Origin of the sequence: Streptomyces hundungensis, from assembly GCF_003627815.1 — a bacterium.
Lineage (GTDB): Bacteria > Actinomycetota > Actinomycetes > Streptomycetales > Streptomycetaceae > Streptomyces > Streptomyces hundungensis_A.
Genome location: NZ_CP032698.1, coordinates 8127439 through 8144739 on the forward strand (window position 1 = coordinate 8127439; position 17301 = coordinate 8144739).

Annotated in this window: 13 protein-coding genes; 8 read left to right on the plus strand and 5 right to left on the minus strand. The window is 68.2% G+C overall.

The genetic code is table 11. The annotated features are described in order from the left end of the window. The first annotated feature begins 287 nt into the window (after positions 1-287). Positions 288-650, plus strand: coding sequence for a hypothetical protein (locus tag DWB77_RS36210; RefSeq protein ID WP_120726880.1), 363 nt, complete (start codon positions 288-290; stop codon positions 648-650). A gap of 125 nt (positions 651-775) precedes the next feature. Here DWB77_RS36210 and DWB77_RS36215 read toward each other — a convergent pair whose 3' ends face one another. Then, the gene (locus DWB77_RS36215) at positions 776-988 is read right to left on the minus strand and encodes a hypothetical protein (protein ID WP_120726883.1); all 213 of its coding nucleotides are present in this window, start codon (positions 986-988) and stop codon (positions 776-778) included. 1646 nt (positions 989-2634) lie between these two features. Here DWB77_RS36215 and DWB77_RS36230 point away from each other — a divergent pair. From DWB77_RS36230 to DWB77_RS36255, 6 genes are all read left to right on the plus strand, one after another. After that, a complete protein-coding gene (locus DWB77_RS36230; protein WP_162952702.1) occupies positions 2635-2871 on the plus strand; it encodes a DUF1345 domain-containing protein in 237 nt (78 codons plus the stop codon). A 406-nt stretch (positions 2872-3277) separates the two neighbouring features. Continuing rightward, positions 3278-5473, plus strand: a complete 2196-nt coding sequence (locus DWB77_RS36235) for a discoidin domain-containing protein (RefSeq protein WP_428985176.1) — start codon at positions 3278-3280, stop codon at positions 5471-5473. A gap of 129 nt (positions 5474-5602) precedes the next feature. After that, on the plus strand, positions 5603-7786 hold the full coding sequence (locus DWB77_RS36240) for a discoidin domain-containing protein (protein ID WP_120726891.1): 2184 nt from the start codon (positions 5603-5605) through the stop codon (positions 7784-7786). A gap of 463 nt (positions 7787-8249) precedes the next feature. Next, positions 8250-9767, plus strand: coding sequence for a flavin-containing monooxygenase (locus tag DWB77_RS36245; protein ID WP_120726893.1), 1518 nt, complete (start codon positions 8250-8252; stop codon positions 9765-9767). 31 nt (positions 9768-9798) lie between these two features. Beyond that, entirely contained in the window at positions 9799-10767 is a 969-nt protein-coding gene (locus DWB77_RS36250) for an AurF N-oxygenase family protein (protein WP_120726895.1), read from the plus strand. Positions 10768-10907: 140 nt separating this feature from the next. Further along, entirely contained in the window at positions 10908-12518 is a 1611-nt protein-coding gene (locus tag DWB77_RS36255) for an FAD-dependent oxidoreductase (RefSeq protein ID WP_120726897.1), read from the plus strand. 41 nt (positions 12519-12559) lie between these two features. Here the strand turns inward: DWB77_RS36255 and DWB77_RS36260 are convergent, their stop codons facing one another. Then, positions 12560-13249, minus strand: a complete 690-nt coding sequence (locus DWB77_RS36260; RefSeq protein WP_120726899.1) for a TetR/AcrR family transcriptional regulator — start codon at positions 13247-13249, stop codon at positions 12560-12562. Between the two features lie 81 nt (positions 13250-13330). Here DWB77_RS36260 and DWB77_RS36265 point away from each other — a divergent pair, with 81 nt between their 5' ends. Then, entirely contained in the window at positions 13331-13942 is a 612-nt protein-coding gene (locus DWB77_RS36265; protein ID WP_120726901.1) for a class I SAM-dependent methyltransferase, read from the plus strand. A gap of 232 nt (positions 13943-14174) precedes the next feature. Here DWB77_RS36265 and DWB77_RS36270 read toward each other — a convergent pair whose 3' ends face one another. From DWB77_RS36270 to DWB77_RS36280, 3 genes are all read right to left on the minus strand, one after another. Then, the gene (locus tag DWB77_RS36270) at positions 14175-14723 is read right to left on the minus strand and encodes a hypothetical protein (RefSeq protein ID WP_120726903.1); all 549 of its coding nucleotides are present in this window, start codon (positions 14721-14723) and stop codon (positions 14175-14177) included. 357 nt (positions 14724-15080) lie between these two features. After that, complete coding sequence (locus tag DWB77_RS36275; protein WP_120726905.1) at positions 15081-15440, minus strand: hypothetical protein; 360 nt, start codon at positions 15438-15440, stop codon at positions 15081-15083. A 924-nt stretch (positions 15441-16364) separates the two neighbouring features. After that, a complete protein-coding gene (locus tag DWB77_RS36280) occupies positions 16365-16820 on the minus strand; it encodes a hypothetical protein (RefSeq protein WP_246033768.1) in 456 nt (151 codons plus the stop codon). Positions 16821-17301: the final 481 nt, after the last annotated feature.

Below are 17301 nucleotides of genomic sequence, written 5' to 3' on the forward strand. Positions count from 1 at the left end.
CGCATGCCATTTGGTCCTCTACGAATCGCTCCCCTCTCCCGTGGTCATCGGACAGATCGCGCGCAGCAGCGACCCGCTCGCTGGCCCTCGAGCCGGTTTCCCGTTTCCTGGGCGAAAGAGGAAACAGGGAAACAGGCTTCGCAAGGGCATGTCGCGGAAATGACGTCCTCAGTCCGGCGACAGCAGCCGGCGGTGTCCCGTACCGCAGGCGCTCTCCCTTCTGTGACGACACCCGTGGCGCTTACGAAGGGGGCCGCTGTCACAGACCTCAGAGAAGGAGCCCGAACATGACCCTGGTATCCACCGCGAGTCGACGTGTGGCCGCCCCACTCCTCTGTGCGGTCACGCTGCTGGTGGGAGGGCTCGCACCGACAGCTCCCGCAGCCCAGGCGTCTCCGCAGACCGACGCCTGGCCATGCTCGGGACCCGCGCAGTTCTTCGCGGCCCGGAACGGCAGCGGTCAGTGGACCTGCTGGGCGAACGCGGGCGAGTCCTACGCCAAGGCTTACGGTGTCGTGCACTGGCAGTCCGGGCACAATTCCGGCCTGTTCGACTACGAATGCCACGGTGCCACGGGGTCCCACCGGTTCGGTACCGATGACGGTGGCGACCTCCCCGACTGCACGATCTACCACGTCGAAATCGACTGACACAGTCGTACGGACCGGGCGCACACCCAGGCAGGGGGCGGGGATTGCACTCCGCCAGCGATAGACAAGACCAGGCGGGGGTGGTCGTGTGCCCCCCTCAGGAACTGTCCATTCGTGCCCCGACCTTAATCGGCGCCGGTATCCTGGCCCGGGTCGATGATCCTGTCCAGCACCGCTCGAACCGCGTGGAAGACCTTCGCCATCTCTGCGTTCGATGAGGTGTCTCCTGGCGCAAGTTCCGCGTCGGCGGCGAAAAGACGGTTCTCTTGCTCCTTCGTCCAGTCACGGGCCCCGCGGATGCGCCTTAGAAGTTCATCTGCGTCAACAATGTCGGCCATACGCGTACGTCTACCCACAGGGAGCCGACATTAGCGCAGGCACACGGAGTCGCCCAGCCTGCTGCGTTTCTCAATGAGAGGACATGTCCGGCCTTCTGCGTGGCCCCCCGACAACGTGGGCCACGGGCAGGAACTTGTCCAGCAAGGGGGGTTGGGTGACTTCGTAGGGTTTCCACCCGGTCGGCGACACGGCGAGCCGTACGCCGTGGCCGTCGACAAGGGCGTGGTGCTTGCTGCCCGACGACCGGGCTCGGCCGGCTTTAGGGCCCTGCCGGACCGCCCGCACGTGGGAGACATCGATCACCGCCCTCGACCAGTCCAGCTTTCTCGCCGACCGCAACGTCGTCAGCTCCAACAGGCGCAACCAGTCCCACACGCCAGCCTCGTGCCAGGCGGCCAGCCCCGCTCGGAGATCATGCCGGAGCCGAAACCCACTTCCTGGGATAGGTACTCCCGCTGAATATCGGTATGCAGCACAAACAGGAGCGCGCGCAACACCTGCCTGGCCCGGCACCCCAACGGGCCTACAGCCGAAGGCACTTGATCACAGCTTTTGGTAGGGCAGCTAAGGCACGAGCGCGAGCAGTACCCGTATGAAGGCAAAGGAGCGGGGCAGCAGAAGAGTATGGCTGACTTTGGGCAGTTGCTAGGGCAGTCCATGCGCCGTCGCCGGATGAGTGTGGACGGTCTCGCTCAGGCGACCGGTATTCGTACTCCACGGGTCCGGGTCTTCGTCCAGGACGGGACGCACGGGCCCGTGCCGCCGACCCGGCAAGAACTTGCCGAACTCGCCGAGGTCTTGAGTCTGCCGCTGCGGGCTGTGCTGGAGGCCGCTGATCCGCCTGCGATCGGCACGCGCGCTGATAGCGGAACGATCTGAAGTCGACCCGGTGGGCCCGGTGGGCCCGGTGGGCCCGGCGGTGACGGTGATCGCTGTGCTGTTGCCTGTCGGTTTCCTCGGCTTGGTGCTCGCGCTGGGCTATTTGGAGCGGTGCTGTTCGGCCCGATTCCCCGCCACCGCAAGACCGGTCGCCATGCGTACCGTCAACGGACGGGGTCGGGCAAATGACAGCGCGGACGTACCACGATTCCGGCTGCGGTGGCCCGTTCGATGTCGGAAGGCATGAGGCACCCAACGCTGTGCAGACTGGGCGCCTTACACGCTGTTGGAACTCCTACCGAACTGATCTGCGATGTTGTCGGATCGTTCCGCGACCACGGGTCGGGCCGTAACGAGACGGAATCGTCTCCATCACCCGCTGGGAAGTGGTGTCTCTAAAACGGCCGACTCGTCTGTCACCCTGAGGCACGGGGGTCGGCGAAAGGATCGGTCTGACACATGCGCTGCCGAGCGGCAATGAGCCGCTGGGTCCTGCCTGGCATCCCATCGCCCCTGAGCACGACGGATTCGAGCCACGGGGTGATGCAAATCGACACCGGCGAAGATCCCGCAGGTGTCGCAGTACCCTCGCCGGCTCACTTGCTGTCAGCGTCCGCCCGCTCAGGGGCGAGCCGGAGACCGTGGTGCTGCGCTGTGTCGCTCTGGCGGCCCTCGCAGTGGCCGCGACCTCGGTGGTCCCGGTGTACTGGGCCGCATTGCTGACACTCGCACAGGCTCGTTCAACGGACCCTTCGTCGCCGCTACGTTGACCGCACGCTCGCAGTACGCACCAGAAGGCGCGCGGGCGCAGGGTTTCGTGACCGTCGCCGGTCTCAAAATCGGGGTCGCTTCGCTGGGTGCCGTCGTAGCCGAACTCCTCGCTGCGGTGAGCACTGACGGGCTCCTGCCCGTCACCACCGGCGCACTCGCGCTGGCGGTCGTTGTCGGGCTCGCTGACCGCCGGGTCACCGACGGGCCGGAAGGCGGCCGCCGGCTGCGCTGAAACACTCCACCGGCCGCTGCCACCACCGGCTCACCCAAAGGCCGCTGCCAGCTCTCCCACCGGCCAACTGGACTTGAGCTGAAGGGCGTACCGGTCAACTCATCCGCAACGGAGCAGTCCTGCGCCGGCGGCAGCGGATCGCCTTCAACGTCGCCTCTGCTCCCAGCCGACCCGCGGCGTCAGTGTCGGCGGCTCAGGTGCTGGAGGCCTGCCTGTTGATCGTTGTTCCGCCACGGACCGTCTGACCTCGGCAGCTGTTATGCGACCAGTACTGAAGACGACTAAAGCCTTAAGTCAAGGCGAAAGAAAAGTAAGTTCGCCTTATTGACCGGGACATGCGGGGCAGGCATCGTGCGGGAGAGCGCTCTCCCAGCCTTCATTGCCAGCCTCTCAAGGAGACGACTTCGTGTCCGAAAACGGTACGGTCGCGGTGAGTTCACCACGCCGACGTCAACCAGCCCGTCCACGCCGTGCTCTTGTCGGGGCTGTGGTGGGCGCGCTGGTCAGTGCCCTGTTCGTGCTGTTGCCAGCTACCACCGCCTCGGCTGCTCCCGTCCTCCTGTCCCAGGGCAAGCCGGTAACGGCGTCCAGTCAGGAGCATTACGGGACGCCTGCGTCCGATGCCGTCGACGGGAACCTCACCACCCGCTGGTCGAGCGCCGCCTCGGACCCGCAGTGGATCCGGATCGACCTCGGCGCTCCGACCGCCGTCAGTCAGGTCGTGCTGCGCTGGGAGGCCGCCTACGCCAAGGCCTATCGCATCGAACTGTCGACCAACGGCACCGACTGGAGCACCGCCTACTCCACGACGACCGGCGCAGGCGGCACCGAGACGCTCAACGTCTCTGGCACCGCACGCTATGTCCGCATGTACGGCGTGAGCCGTGCGACGCAGTACGGCTACTCATTGTGGGAGTTCCAGGTATACGGCAGCGACGGTGACGGCGGTCCAACGCTGCCGGGCGGCGGCGACCTCGGCCCCAACGTGGACATCATTGACCCCTCCACCCCTGACATCCAGGGCAAGTTGGACGCGGTCTTCAAGCAGCAGGAGTCGGCTCAGTTCGGCAGCGGCCGGCACGCCTTCTTGTTCAAGCCCGGCACGTACAACACCATCAACGCGCAGATCGGCTTCTACACGCAGATCGCCGGTCTGGGGCTGCGTCCCGACGACACCACCTTCAACGGGGATGTGACCGTCGATGCGGGCTGGGCGGGCGGCAACGCCACCCAGAACTTCTGGCGTGCTGCCGAGAACCTGGCGCTCAACCCGGTCAGCGGCACCGACCGTTGGGCGGTGGCGCAGGCATCCTCGTTCCGCCGGATGCACGTCAAGGGCGGCCTCAACCTCGCGCCGGCGGGCTACGGTTGGGCCAGCGGTGGTTACACCGCCGACAGCAAGGTGGACGGGACCGTCGGACCGTACTCACAACAGCAGTGGTACACCCGCGACAGCAGCATCGGCGGCTGGACCAACGGCGTGTGGAACATGACGTTCTCCGGCGTCGAGGGAGCCCCTGCGAACAGCTTTCCCGAACCCCGCTACACGACGCTCGACACGACCCCCGTCTCCCGGGAGAAGCCGTTCCTGTACCTGGACGGCGGCGAGATGAAGGTGTTCGCCCCGGCCAAGCGCACGAACGCGCGCGGCACCACGTGGGCGAACGGGACGACACCGGGCGACTCGATCCCGCTGAGCAAGTTCTACGTGGTCAAGCCCGGAGCGACCGCGGCGACCATCAACGCGGCCCTGGCCCAGGGACTGAACCTGCTCTTCACCCCCGGCATCTATCACGTGGACCAGCCCATCCAGGTGAACCGGCCGGACACCATCGTGCTCGGACTCGGTCTGGCCACGATCGTGCCGGACAACGGTGTGACCGCCATGAAGGTCGCCGACGTCGACGGGGTCCGGCTGGCCGGCTTCCTCATCGACGCCGGACCGGTCAACTCCACCACCCTGCTGGAGATCGGTCCCTCGGGCGCCACCGCCGACCACTCCGCCGATCCGGTCACCTTGCAGGACGTGTACTTCCGCATCGGCGGGGCCGGGCCGGGCAAGGCCACCACCAGCCTGGTCGTGAACAGCAACAACGCGATCATCGACCACACCTGGGTGTGGCGTGCGGACCATGGTGGCGGCGTGGGCTGGGACACCAACCGAGCCGACTACGGCGTCCGCGTCAACGGCAACGACGTCCTCGCCACCGGTTTGTTCGTCGAGCACTTCAACAAGTACGACGTCGAATGGCACGGCGAGCGTGGCCGGACGATCTTCTTCCAGAACGAAAAGGCGTACGACGCCCCGAACCAGGCTGCGATCCAGAACGGCACCACCAAGGGGTACGCCGCGTACAAGGTCGACGACTCGGTCACCACCCACGAGGCCTGGGGCATGGGCAGCTACTGCAACTACACCGCGGACCCGTCCATCCGCCAGGACCACGGGTTCGAGGCGCCGGTGAAGCCCGGAGTGAAGTTCCACGACCTCCTGGTGGTGTCCCTCGGCGGCAACGGCCAGTACGAGCACGTCATCAACGACACCGGTCAGGCGACCTCGGGCACCGCGACGGTCCCTTCGACCGTCGTCTCCTATCCCTGATCTCGCCCCGCGGGCCGCGCCCCTCCCGGGCGCAGCCCCGCATCGACTCCCCGTCGGGCCGGCCGAGCCTGCCCCGCACTCCGGCCCGGCGGGGCCTCCGCAGCGAACCGATCCGTCAGGAGCACATTCGTGTCCAGACCATCGTCCACCGCCATCTCCCCGCCACGCAGAGCCGGCGTCTCCCTCCTCGCTCTCGGCGCTCTGCTCGCGTCCTCGCTCACCGTCGCGTTCGCGCCGGGCGCTCACGCGGCCGACACTCTCCTGTCCCAGGGCAAGACCGCCACCGCCTCATCACAGGAGGGGGACGGCTACGCCGCCGCCCTGGCCGTGGACGGCAACCTGACCGGGACCCGGTGGGCCAGCCAATGGACCGACCAGCAGTGGTTCCAGGTCGACCTCGGACAGCAGTCCACCCTTACCCACGCCGTTCTGACCTGGGAGAGCGCCTACGGCAAGAACTACGAGATACAGACCTCGGACAACGGCACTGACTGGCGCACCCTGAAGACGGTGACCGACGGCGACGGCGGCACCGACGACCTCGCCCTCTCCGGGACCGGCCGCTACGTACGGATGCAGGGCCTGGCCCGCTCCAGCGGCTACGGATACTCGCTCTGGGAGTTCCAGGTCTACGGCACCCCCGGCGGCGGCACCACTCCGCCCCCGAGTACGGGTGGCGCTGTCAAGGTCGAGGGCAGCCAGGGTGACTGGCGCCTGACCGTGGGTGGACAGCCCTACACCGTCAAGGGAGTCACTTGGGGCCCGGCCGCCTCCGACGGCCCGAAATACCTGCCGGACGTGCGGGCCATGGGAGCCAACACCATCCGCACTTGGGGCACGGATGCCTCCAGCAAGCCACTCCTGGACTCCGCGGCAGCCAACGGCATCCGTGTGATCAACGGCTTCTGGCTCCAGCCGGGCGGCGGCCCGGGTGCCGGTGGCTGCGTCGACTACGTCACGGACACCACGTACAAGGCCAACGCGCTCACCGAGTTCGCCAAGTGGGTGGACACGTACAAGAGTCACCCGGCGACGCTGATGTGGAACGTCGGCAACGAGTCGGTCCTGGGGCTCCAGAACTGTTACAGCGGCACCCAGCTCGAGGCCGAACGCAACGCCTACACCAGTTTCGTCAACGACGTCGCCAAGAAGATCCACACCATCGACCCCGACCACCCGGTGACCTCCACCGATGCCTGGACCGGCGCGTGGCCCTACTACAAGCGCAACGCACCCGATCTCGACCTGTACGCGATGAACTCGTACAGCAACGTGTGCAAGGTCCGCCAGGACTGGATCGACGGCGGCTACACCAAGCCGTACATCATCACCGAGACCGGTCCGGCGGGGGAGTGGGAGGTCCCGAACGACGTCAACGGCATCCCCGAGGAGCCGACCGACGTGCAGAAGGCCGACGGATACACCAAGGCCTGGAACTGCGTCACCGGTCACCAAGGTGTCGCTCTGGGCGCCACCCTCTTCCACTACGGCACCGAACACGACTTCGGCGGCATCTGGTTCAACCTCGTGCCAAATGGTCTGAAGCGGCTGTCGTACTACGCGGTGAAGCAGGCCTACACCGGCTCCACGTCCGGCGACAACACGCCCCCCGTCATCAGCAACATGACCGTCAGCCCCGCGTCGTCCGCCCCGGCCGGTGGTGAGTTCACGGTGCACGCCGACGTGCGCGACCCACAGGGCGACGCCCTCACCTACAAGGTCTTCCTGAGCGGCAATTACGCCAACGGGGACAAGGGCCTCGTCGAGGCGAAGTGGCGCTCGACGGGCAACGGCAACTTCGCCGTGACCGCGCCGCAGAAGCTCGGCGTGTGGAAGGTCTACATCCAGGCCGAGGACGGGCATGGCAACGCCGGGATCGAGACCAAGTCCGTGAAGGTGGTTGCCCCGCCGGTGAGCGGCACGAATCTGGCACTGAACCAGCCGGCGACCGCATCCTCCTCTCAGCAGTCCTACGGCGACTGCCCCTGCACCCCGCAGATGGCCGTTGACGGCAACAGCGGCACTCGCTGGGCCAGTGACTGGAGCGACCCGCAGTGGTTCCAGGTCGACCTCGGTTCTTCCAAGGCCCTGCACAAGCTCCAACTCGTCTGGGACCCGGCCTACGCCAAGTCCTACGACGTGCAGGTCTCCGACGACGGCAACAACTGGCGCTCGGTGTACTCCACGACCGCCGGGGACGGCGACGTCGACACCGTCGACGTCTCGGCCACCGCACGCTATGTGCGCCTTCAACTGACAGCGCGCGGCACGACCTGGGGCTACTCCCTCCATGAACTGGGGATCTACAGCTGACGGCTGTGGACCCCCACCACGGTGGTGGAATCCGTCGCGAGGCGCGCACGGGGGCCCGCGGATGTTCGCGGGCAGGGACCCACGACGGCTTCCGCCACCGCCGGCGAGTGTGCTCGGTTTCGGCTCCATTGCCGCCGCATCGTCATCTCCCGGCTGCGGCGCGGGACGCGGGGCGGCATCCACGACACGGCGGCGCCGCGCCGCGTGCAAGGCCGCCTGGGCACCAAGGAGTTCGATCCGTTGAGGCGCGCCTCTCGGGGGGATCGAAACCCTTCAAGGCCGTGACCCACATCACGTTACCGGCGGTATCTGAAACGCCGTGTCGCAGGTAAATTGCGAGGAGGCGCTTGGGGGCCTTGGGGTGTCACCACGGGTCTGAGCGAGTGTCAGTAGCCCGAGTGGCAGCGGTTTTTCCGTCCCCGCACCGCTCAGGCGCCCACGAGCGAGAGCGAGGGTCTCCGCGATGGAGCAGCAGCACGTCGATGTCCTGGTCATCGGTGCCGGAATATCCGGTATCAGCGCCGCGTGCCACGTCCTGCGGGACAATGCCGGCACTTCGGTCGTGGTGCTGGAGCGGCGCGCCCGGGTCGGCGGCACCTGGGACCTGTTCCGGTACCCCGGCATCCGCTCCGACTCCGACATGTCGACCTTCGGGTTCGGCTTCCGCCCCTGGCGTTCGGCCCGCATCCTCGCAGGTGGCGAGGACATCCGGCAGTACGTCGAGGACGCCGCGGCGGACGGCGGGGTCCTCGACCGCATCCGCTTCGGCCGCCGCGCCATCAGCGCCGACTTCTCGCACGCCGACGGCCGGTGGACGGTCGAGGTAGAGGACGAGACCACTGGCGGGCGCGAGTGCTACAGCGCGGGCTACCTCGTCGGCGCGACCGGTTACTACGATTACGACGAGCCCTACCGCCCCGAGTTCCCCGGCGAGGCCGACTACCAGGGCACCCTCGTGCACCCCCAGCACTGGCCCGAGGACCTCGACCACACGGGCAAGCACGTCGTCGTCATCGGATCCGGCGCCACCGCCATCACTCTGCTCCCCGCGATGGCCGACGCCGCGGCGAGCGTCACCATGCTGCAACGTTCGCCCACCTACATCCTCGCCCTGCCCGAGGTCGACCCGCTCACCGCCGTCCTGAAGAAGCTGCGCGTTCCGGCCAGGCTGACCCATCCGATCTCCCGCACCCGCAACATCGCGCTGCAACGAGGGAGCTACGCGTTCTGCCGCAGGTACCCGCGGCTCGCCCGCAAGGTCCTCCTCGGGCTCGTTCGGGCCCGGGCGGGCAAGAACGTCGACATGCGCCATTTCAGCCCGCGCTACAAGCCCTGGGACCAGCGGCTGTGCGTCGTCCCCGGCGGCGACCTGTTCAAGGTGCTCAAGAGCGGTAAAGCGGCCATCGCCACCGACCACATCGACACGTTCACCGCCGACGGCATCCGGCTGAGGTCGGGGCAGGAGCTGAAGGCCGACATCGTCGTCACCGCCACCGGACTGAGCGTCCGCCTCCTGGGCGGCATGGCCCTCACCGTCGACGGGAGCCCGGTGGACGTCACGAACCGCGTGCTCTACAAGGCCGTCCTGCTCGAAGGCGTGCCCAACATGTCCCTCATCATCGGCTACACCAATGCCTCCTGGACCCTGAAGGCGGACCTGGCGGCCGACTACACCGCCCGCCTCCTCGCCCACATGCGGCGCCATGGCCACGACATCGCCACCCCCGTGGCCTCCGACGCCGACCGCTCGGAGTTCTCCGTCATGGGCGAGGCGCTGACCTCCGGTTACATCGCGCGGGCCGACAAGGCCATGCCGCGCCAGGGCACCCGCGATCCGTGGCGGCTGTGGAACAACTACTACCGCGACCGCGCCATGCTGCGGAGCGCCCCCATCGAGGACGCTCCGCTGCGCTTCGCGAAGGCGGGCCCTTCCGGCGCGGACACCGCGGCCGGCGTTCAGGAACCGACGCGCGCCGCTTGACCGGCGGCCCACCAGACAAGCGAGGACGAAGATGACCGCGCATCCCACCAGGAAGGCCTACGACGAGCGCCTGCGGACCCTGTCCGAGGGTTCCGTCAACGTCCACTTCAACGCCTTCACCGACATCAAGTGGGACGACCCCGAGTTCGCCATCGACACGAGCGACCCGCGCTGGATCCTCACCTCGGCGGACGCCCTCGGCGCCCACCCCTGGTACCGGGAGCAGCCGGTCGAGACGCAGATCCGTATTGGGATCTGGCGCTGGGCGGTGATCGCCAAGGTGGGCATGCAGTTCGAGAACCTGCTCATGCGCGGAGCGCTGGACTACATCTATCAACTGGGCAACCAGGACCAGGAGTTCAGGTACCTCACCCACGAGGTCACCGAAGAGACCCACCACACCCAGATGTTCCAGGAACTGGTCAACCGCACCGGCGTGGACACCGCGGGCGGAAAGCGCTGGTTCCGTCAACTCAGCCGCGTCCTGCCCCTGTTCGGCTCCCTCTACCCCGAGGCGTTCTTCACCGGCATCCTGGCCGGTGAGGAGCCGATCGACCATGTGCAGAAGGCGGCCCTGCGCAGCGGGGAGCCGGTGCATCCCCTGCCGCAGCGGATCATGCAGATCCACATAGCGGAGGAAGCCCGCCACATCTCCTTCGCGCACGAGTTCCTGCGCCTGCGCGTTCCGTACTTCGGCAAGGTCCGCCGCGGTGCCCTGTCCGTGCTCTTCCCGCTGATCATGCGCAGCCTGTGCGACGTGATCATGATCCCCGACCGGAAGTCCGCCGCGCAGGTCGGCATCCCTGCCTGGGTGATCAAGGACGTCTTCTGGAAGTCCGAGGCCGGCCGGAGACTGCTCCACGAGCTCTTCTCCGACGTGCGGATGCTCGCCGAGGACATCGGCCTGATGAACAAGGCGTCCCGCCCGCTGTGGAGGGCCCTGCGCATCGACGGCCGCCCCGCGCGCTTCCGCGGCGAGCCGGTCCCGCTCACCGACTGAAGTCCGGCCGGCCCCCTCACCTACTGAGGTCCAGCCGACCCCGGCATTGACCGAAGTCCAGCCGGGCCCCGCTCACCGACTGAAGTCCAAAGGTCTCGCGCCGCCCTCCCCCCCACCGCCCGAACGGAGACCAGCCCGCCGTGCCGTACGTCGTCACCCGATCCTGCTGCGCCGATGCCTCCTGCGTGCTGGCCTGCCCGGTCAACTGCATCCACCCCGCGCCGGGCGAGCCCGGCTTCGGGACGACGGAGATGCTGTACGTCGATCCGCGTACCTGCGTGGACTGCGGTGCCTGCACCACCGCCTGCCCGGTCGACGCGCTCAAACCCCATACGGCCCTCGACGAGGCCGAACTGCCGTTCCTGGAGCTGAACGCCTCGTACTACAAGGAGAACGCGCACGCCGACCGCGCCCCCATGTACGTCGTGCCCAGGCAACGCCGCCTTCCGCAGGGCGAGTTGTCCGTCGCGGTCGTGGGGGCCGGGCCGGCCGGACTCTTCGCCGCCGACGAACTGCTGCGGCACGCGGGCGTGCGCGTCACCGTCTACGACCGCCTGCCGACTCCGTACGGCCTCGCGCGGGCAGGCGTCGCGCCGGACCATCAGGACACCAAACGTGTCACGGAACTCTTCCGGGCCATCGAGTCACAGCCCGCCTTCGGCTACCGCCTCGGCGTCGAGGTCGGCACCGACGTCACCCACGCCGACCTCATGCGCGAGCACCACGCGGTGATCTACGCGGTCGGTGCAGCCACCGACAAGCGGCTCGGCATCGACGGCGAGGACCTGCCCGGCAGCATCTGCGCGACGGACTTCGTCGCCTGGTACAACGGGCACCCCGACCGCGCACACGACGACCACGACCTCGGCGTGGACCGCGCGGTCGTCATCGGCAACGGCAATGTCGCCCTCGACGTCGCCCGCGTCCTCACGGCCGACCCCGGCGCCCTGGCCCGTACCGACATCTCGGACCGCGCGCTCGCCGCGCTGCGCACCAGCACCATCCGCGAGGTCGTCCTCCTCGGCCGGCGCGGACCCGCGCAAGCCGCGTTCACCGTGCCCGAACTCCTCGCGCTCGGCGCCCTCAAGGACGTGGACGTGTGCGTGGAGGGCTGGCCCGAGGGACTGTCGCCCGCCGCCACCGAGAAGACGCGGCTGCTGTCGGAACTGGCCGCCCGCACGCCGGTCCAGGGGCGTCGCCGTATCGTGCTGCGCTTCCTCACCAGCCCGGTGCGGATCATCGGCGACGGACGTGTGCGCGCCCTTGAGGTCACCTCCACCACGCTGCACACCGACGACGACGGCACCGTCACCGCCCGTCCCACCGGCGACCGCCGGACCTTGGAGACCGGCCTCGTCCTGCGCTGTGTCGGCTACCGGGCCCGTCCCGTCCCCGGCCTGCCCTTCGACGCGGAAACCGCGACGATCCCGCACGTGGCAGGACGCGTCGAGCCCGGCGTTTACGTCGCGGGCTGGGTCAAACGGGGGCCGACCGGCTTCATCGGGACCAACAAGACCTGCGCCCAGGAGACGGTCGCATCCCTCCTGGACGACTTCGCCGCGGGCCGCCTCGCTCGGCCCCTGTCGACCGTGACCGCGGCAGGGAACGCCCTCGGCCTGGAGGACTGGCGGTCGATCGACCGCGTGGAGCGGGCGGCGGGCGAGGCCCAGGGCCGCCCCCGCGTCAAACTCACCGACACCGAGTCCCTGTACCGCGCGGCAGCGCGATCCGTTCCGGCGGTACGCGGCTGACGAACCCGGCGCTCGGGGCTCACCGGTGGCGGGGGAGCGCGTCAGTGCGGCCCGAGATCCGACACGCGCTGCTGCGGCGACACTTCCACGCCGAGGTCCCGCAGCGTCGCGTCGAGGATCGCCCAGACCGAGCGGCACAGCATCGCGCGCAACTCCTCCTCGGACTGCTCACGTCGCTCGTCGTGCGCCCACTGGTTGACCGCGGTGTCCACGAAACCCACGATGCCGACCGCGACCGAACGGATCGGCGCCTGCGGCACCCCGAGTGCCTTGAGAACCTCCCCGAACCGTTCGCTCAGCATCAGGGCGATGGCCGTCTTCGTGTCCGCCACCAGCGAGCCGTCACCCATCGCGTGCTCGGCGACTCCCATGTAGGCGTACAGGCGGGGGTGTTGGGCCACCCAGTCCAGGTGCGCGCCCACCACCCGGTGCACGGCGTCCTCGACGGTCCCCTCGAAGGTGAGGGTGGGCTCCATCCGCCGCATGAACGAATCCACCACCCGCCGGCGAATCAACTCGTCCAGCGCGGCCCGGTCCTTGAAGTGGCGGTAGAGCACCGAGCGCGGCAGCCCCACCCGCTCGGCCAGCCGCTGCACGCGAAAGCGCGTGCCCTCCTCCTCGATGAGCGCGACAGCCGCGTCCACCAGGTCGACCTGACGCCGGGCCTTGTGCTCGTCCCACCGAGTGGAGCGTCCGTCGATCTGCGGCTCTCCGCCGGTTCTGTCCGCCACGGCGTCAGGATATAGGACCGGCTCAGCGCGCCCACAGGTCCGGACCGCTGCCGACCTGCTTCGACGAACTACATTCGACCCATGAGTCGTTGGCAGGAATTGACCGGTGGAACATCCGGAGACGAGTACGCCGCGCGTTTCGAGGCGCTGGCCCGTGGCGGGAAGGACGTGCACGGCGAGGCGGCGTTCTGCGCGGCGCTGGTGGCTCCGGGTGCCCGGGTGCTCGACGCCGGATGCGGTACCGGGCGGGTGATGATCCGGCTTGCCGAGCTCGGGTACGACTGCGTGGGCGTCGACCTGGACGCCTCGATGCTGGACGTGGCACGGGAGCGGGCGCCCCAACTACCTTGGTTTCAGGCCGACTTGGCGGCATTCGATCCCACCCCTCTCGGTGTGGCCGCGGACTTCGACCTCGTCGTCGCCGCGGGGAACGTCCTGCCGCTGGTCGCGCCGGGCACGGAGGCCACGGTGGTGGCCCGCTTGGCGGCGGCCCTGCGCCCGGGCGGCCTGCTGGTCGCGGGCTTCGGCCTGGACGCCGCCCACCTCCCCGTGCCGCCGGCCCTGACGCTGGCCCAGTACGACCTCCATTGCGCCGCCGCCGGCCTCACCCCGACCGGCCGCTTCGCCACGTGGGACGCGGCGCCGTACGACGGCGGCGGCTACGCCGTCAGCGTCCACCGCCGCGACCGGTGACCTGGGCGTCACAGGGGGAGCGGGGGCCGGTGGGAATCCGCGGCGGGGGCGGTGACGAATCACCGGCGACACCTCCGCCACCGTGTGATCCTCCCGGCCCACCTCCGCCTTCGCTACCGGTGACGGGGCGTCATCGGCACCCGGTGGCACAGGTCGGCGTCACGGAAACCATGCCAGGGCCACGTGGACGTGCACGCCGACACCGACCCGCGCATCGTGCTCGTGTGCTGATTCAGCACATGGGGTGGCTGACGGTGGCGTCGGGGATTTTGGCGGCCTCGTAGTGGCTGTAGTTGCCGCTCAGTTTTGCCTTGGTGCCGGAGGTCTTGAAGGTGAACCGACCGTGAGCCCTGCCGTCACAGTTGAAGCGGAACGCACTGGTGGTGACGGTGGGCTCGTCGACCAGCCCGTTGTAGGACAGACCGAAACTGCCGCTCTTCACCACCTTTTTCTGCCCGTCCCGGATCTCGAACCGTCCAGAGACGCGGCAGTTCTTCTGGCTCCAGCCGATGGTCTGCCCGCCCCAGCACTTCGCCTGGAAGGAACCGTGGGGGCCGCCGTAGGTGCCGAGACAGGACTTCCAACGCGCTGAGGTCCATCGGTCGGCACTGTAGCTGTCCGTCTCTGGAGTGCAGGTTTCGTCGGCGGCCTGCCGAACGGCAGGTGCTGCGGAACCGGTGTGGGAGGGAGCCGCGCCTGCCGTAGCGGCTACCGTCAGGCAAACTGCGGCGATCACATGGATCATCTTGGTCGTCTTCACATGCCCGTGAACGACGATCACCGCGAACGGTCACTCCATGCCCCACTCTGGCGCGGTCGTGTACCCCGTGGGGCCGCCCTGGAAAGATCCGCGCCGCCGCCCGGCGAAGGCCGCCGGCCCACGCGTCGCCGCCGCTCCACCTTCGACCGCGTCCCTTGGCCGTCCTCCTCGGCCGGCACGTGCCGGAGCCGCTGCGTGCTGACGGTACCGGGCTGCGTGTGGGGGCTGTTCCTACGCCGAACACCCTGGCTACCAGCAGGAATTGCGCCCGTACCCTTTCAGGAGACAGTCCCGGGGCGGGCATGCGCCGAAACCTGCCCCTGCCCCTGCTCGGGGCGGGGCAGGTTTCCGCTACCGCGTGTTTTCGGCTGGTACTGATCAGTTGGAGATGGTGTACCAGTCGGTGTCGGTCTGGTAGGTCGGGACGGTCGCCCGGTAGGAGCCGCGGCTCGCCCCGGTGCAGTTGGCACCGGCCCAACCGATGTAACTGACCTCTCCCTTCCACCACCAGCCGCCGACGTAGGTGTTCCTGTTCGGGGTGTTGAAGCAGATGGTGGCGTGCTCACCGTTCTGGTTCGTGCCGACCAGGTAGACCGAGTACGTGTCGCCACGCGTGTCAGCAAAGACGATCTGCTGACCGTTGCTGGCAGCGGCGGACTGTCCGGCGGCGCCGAGGATGCCGGCGAACGCCAATGCCAGCGCACCGACCGTGGTCGCTGCCTTCTTGCGGATGTCCATGATTCCCCCTGTGGTTGGCTCGATTTGATCGGAGCGTCATGATCATAAGGGGTCAACGGGCGTGCTCTGCAAGGGTGTTCGGTGATTGGGATCAGACAGCGCGGTGCCCTGCCCCGTACCCTTCAGTAGGGGAAGTGGCGCAGGTCGCGGTGTCGGCGAGAGGCGTGGCCGCTTCACAAATGCAGCCGATATGAAGTCGGAGCAGCCCTGTCACCGGGCCCGCCGCAGGGACCCGCTCGCCGTGCGGGCCGGTGTCCTCGAGGAGCGGCGGCGGGCGCAGGCGACCATCGAGGGAGAGGACGTTGTGTGGCGGCAGGACGTCCGCGCGGACTACCTCCGTGCCATCGACCCGGTCGATCAGGGTGGCGACCCGGAGGGGCCCTGCGTCCGTCCTCGCATACGTTGCTGGGCGGAGCGAGGAGGCCGACGCCGAGGCCCGGCGGGCATAGGGGACCGAACAGAGCCGTCACTCGTTCACGCACAACCCGAAGGCTGCGGACGCCCTCGCAACTGCGGTGAAGGCAGCCGCCGTCGCCCGGGAGGGAGTGCCCCAGTACCTGCTGCGGTGCGGCTGAAGCAAGTGCGTGAGCAACAGGCGGCGCACGCTGAGACGGTCGCGGACGCGCCGTGAACGGATCGGTTGCCGGAGCTTGCCGCGCGTCCGCTGGACGGCGGTACGGCCGCGGCGAAGGGGCCCCTTCGGATTGGTGGATGCGGAGCAGGAGACGGGCGCCGGTGATCTTCCGGGGGCTGGGGATGTCGGCGCTGACGGGTTCGGCGGTGCCGTCAAGGATGGCCCGCAGGGGGACGTTCCTGCATGCGGTTTCTGACCTGGACTCTGACGAAACTGCGGTAAGAACCGATTGCACAGATTCTCACCAATGCTCCTACCGACAGGCGAGAAAGCCGAGGATCTGGCGGTGGTCAGATGCGGCATGGGTAAAGAGCGACGCGTTGCGTTGCGACGCTGATCTCCACCCAGGATTCGCTCATGCTGCTGGGGATGGGTGATGCCTGGTCGAACAGCACGGACCAAGGCCCCATCTGGAGATAGGAGGCTCCGTCGGCGGTCAGGTGAAGGCGGCCGCACATGACCACCTGGTCGCCTTCCTGTCGGAGCTCCGGCTCGGAGGCAGCGGCCGGTCGGCTGTTCCTGCCCCAGTTGATGTCCGCGTCGACGGTCCATTCGATGAGGTGCTGGCCATCGGCTTCTCCCGGATGACCGCGCCAAACCACCACTGCGGACCCGATGGGAGTGTGCACTCGAACTGTCATGTGCTGCTGAGGGGCCTGCGGCAGGCTCTCTGTGCGGACGAACATCGCCTCATCATCCATGACGTCACGGCCGGCCACCGTGGAGTTGTCGGGCTGCGAGGTCAAGCGGCGGTGAACCAGTCCCGGTAGGCGCGGAGGGGCCTTACAGTGCCCCGGCGCTCGGGCAGGGAAGAGCTACGGACACGTGCCTAGATGTGCGCTGGCGTCACTCCTGGCGCGAGGCCTAGCGGGACATGCGCTTGGCGGTGTTGACTCGGCCTACAGGCATGGGAGGCCTCGCATTCTATGGTCAGTTCCTCGACCGCAACAGGCCTCGACCTGCCCGAACCGCAGGAAACGGATCTCGATGGCGAGGAAGCTCACCACCTCCTGGTGACCGCGCACGCCGACATTTGCCGTCCCCTCGACCATGGCCTGTTCATTCCGTAATTCCCGCGCATGCCACTCCGCGCGGCCAACACGAAGGTATGGCCGACGCAGGCGGCATCGGCGGAACTTGAACCTACTCTCAACTTGAGACTAAGTTGATGGTAGCTTCAATTTATCTGCTGCGAACTTCCCGCCGCCTGCGGTGGGGGGGGTCCGC